Source organism: Endothiovibrio diazotrophicus (genome assembly GCF_054657215.1).
Genome location: NZ_BAAHXB010000237.1, coordinates 1 through 2,204 on the forward strand (window position 1 = coordinate 1; position 2,204 = coordinate 2,204).

Consider the following 2,204-nt stretch of genomic DNA (forward strand, 5'->3'; position numbering starts at 1 on the left):
TTCGCGCAGGATCTCACGCAGCACCTGATAGCCCGACATCCGCGGCAGCATCACGTCCAGCAGCACCAGGTCGTGACGTCCCAAGCGCCACGCCTCCAGCCCGCTCGGACCATCGCCACAGATCTCCACCTCGAAGCGCTTGTTGAGGATGCGGTCGATCAGCCGCTGGGTGTCCGGCCGGTCCTCGATCACCAGCAGCCGCGGCTTGCTCAGTTCGACGCCCCGCTCCCGCAACAGGCCGCGCAATACCTCATCGAGATTGCGCGCCTCATCCAGGGCGAGGAAACGGTTGACCCCGTATTCGCGGGCGGTAACCTGGGCGATACGCTCACCGAAGGTGGCGGAAACCACCACGATCGGCACGTCCTGGCGACTGTTGAACACCCCGGAGCGGACCATCCGCGCCAGTCGCCAGCCATCCAGGTGGGGCATATGGACGTCGGTGACGATCAGATCGAAATAGTCGGTGGAGAGCGCCTCGACCGCCTCCCGGCCATCGGTCGCCTCGGTGATCCGATCGAAACCACCGCGGTCCAACACCCGCCACAGCAACCGACGCGCATCCGCGTTGTCGTTGACCAACAAGATTCGCGGCACCGCCGCCGCCCCCTCACGCGGTATCCCCTCCGCCACGGCCTCAAGCATTCCTTTCTCCACTCTTCGAACGATCACCCATCCAGCCGCAGGCGTTGCTCTTCCAACACCTGGAGCAGGGTCGATTTTTTGATTGGTTTCGACAGATGGCTGTCACAGCCCGCATCGAGGCAGTGCTGCACATCCTCACTGAACGCGTGGGCAGTGAGCGCGATCACCGGCGTTGCCGCCTCCCCCCGCTCGCGCTCCCACTGCCGTATCCGGCGGGTTGCCGTATAGCCATCCATGACCGGCATCTGCATATCCATCAGTACCAGATCATAACGATCCGCCTTGAACTTCGCCACGGCCTCCTCGCCGTTGGTGGCGAAGTTCAGGCGACACGGGAACCGTTTCAGATAGGACTGGATCAACAGCCGATTGTCCTCAGCGTCCTCCACCACCAGCAACGCCAGCGCCCGCCCGGACTCTGCCGCCAGTCGCGGGGCCGGCGCCCCCGCCGGCTCGACGGCCACCGCCTCCGTCGGCGACAGCGGCAACGACAGATGGAAGCGGGCCCCCCCCTCCCGCCGGTTCTCGGCCCAGATCCGCCCCCCCATCAACTCCACCAGCCGCTTGCAGATGGAGAGCCCCAGGCCGGAACCGCCATACTCCCGGGTGATCGACGAATCCCCCTGGGTAAAGTTGTCGAAGATCCGCTCCCCCATATGGTCGGGCAGCCCGATCCCGGTATCCTCCACCTCGATGTGCAGACCGTCGGGGTCCCTCTCCCCGGTCAGCCGCACCGCCACCCAGCCGCTGGCGGTGAACTTGATCGCGTTCCCCACCAGATTGAGCAACACCTGCCGGACCCGTGCCGCATCCCCGATCCGCACGGGGGTCAGGCCGGTCTCGAAATCCACCTTCAAGGTCAACGCCTTGCCCCGGGCGTCGGGGGCCAACAGATCCACCGCCTCGCGCACCAGGACCACCGCGTCGAAGGGCTCGCACGCCAGCTCCATCCTGCCGGCCTCCACCCGCGACAGATCGAGCAGGTCGTCAAGCAGGCTGAGCAGGTTCCTTCCGGCGTTGTCGAGGATCCTCAGATACTCGACCTGCTCCCCCTCCATCGGGGTCTCACCGAGCAGCTCGGTCATCCCGAGAATGGCGTTCATCGGGGTACGGATCTCGTGACTCATGGTGGCCAGGAAGGCGCTCTTCGCCCGGCTCGCCACCTCCGCCTCCTCCTTCGCCCGGCGCAGGGCCTGCTGGGTCCGGCGCCGCTCGCTGATGTCGAAGATCCGCCCGGAAAGCCCCTTCGCCCCGCTCTCCAGCTCCACCACGTCCATCGACAGCTCACACCAACGTTCGCCCCCCCCGCGGGTAACGAACGGAAGCTCCAACTGGAGGTGCAACACCTCCTCGCCACGCAACCGTTCCAAGGCCCGGGTCAGCTCCAGCCGCCCCTCGCGAACCAACCATCGCTCCAGGGCCTGCCCGCGAGACTCCTCCACGGTGAAGCCGGTGAGTTTGTTCCAGGCCCGGTTGAGGAACAGCAGCCGCCCCTCGCCGTCCAGCTCGAAGACCACCGTCCCCAGATGATCGAGCAGGTGTTGATGGGCACGGGCGAT

Annotated in this window: 2 protein-coding genes; both read right to left on the reverse strand. The window is 66.1% G+C overall.

Translation table 11 applies throughout. The features are described 5' to 3' along the window. Positions 1 to 645, reverse strand: a 645-nt coding sequence (locus ACYQ2W_RS26035; RefSeq protein WP_459873951.1) for a response regulator, incomplete at its 3' end; no start/stop codon positions are given. 23 nt (positions 646 to 668) lie between these two features. Further along, positions 669 to 2,204, reverse strand: a 1,536-nt coding sequence (locus tag ACYQ2W_RS26040) for a PAS domain-containing hybrid sensor histidine kinase/response regulator (RefSeq protein ID WP_459873953.1), incomplete at its 5' end; no start/stop codon positions are given.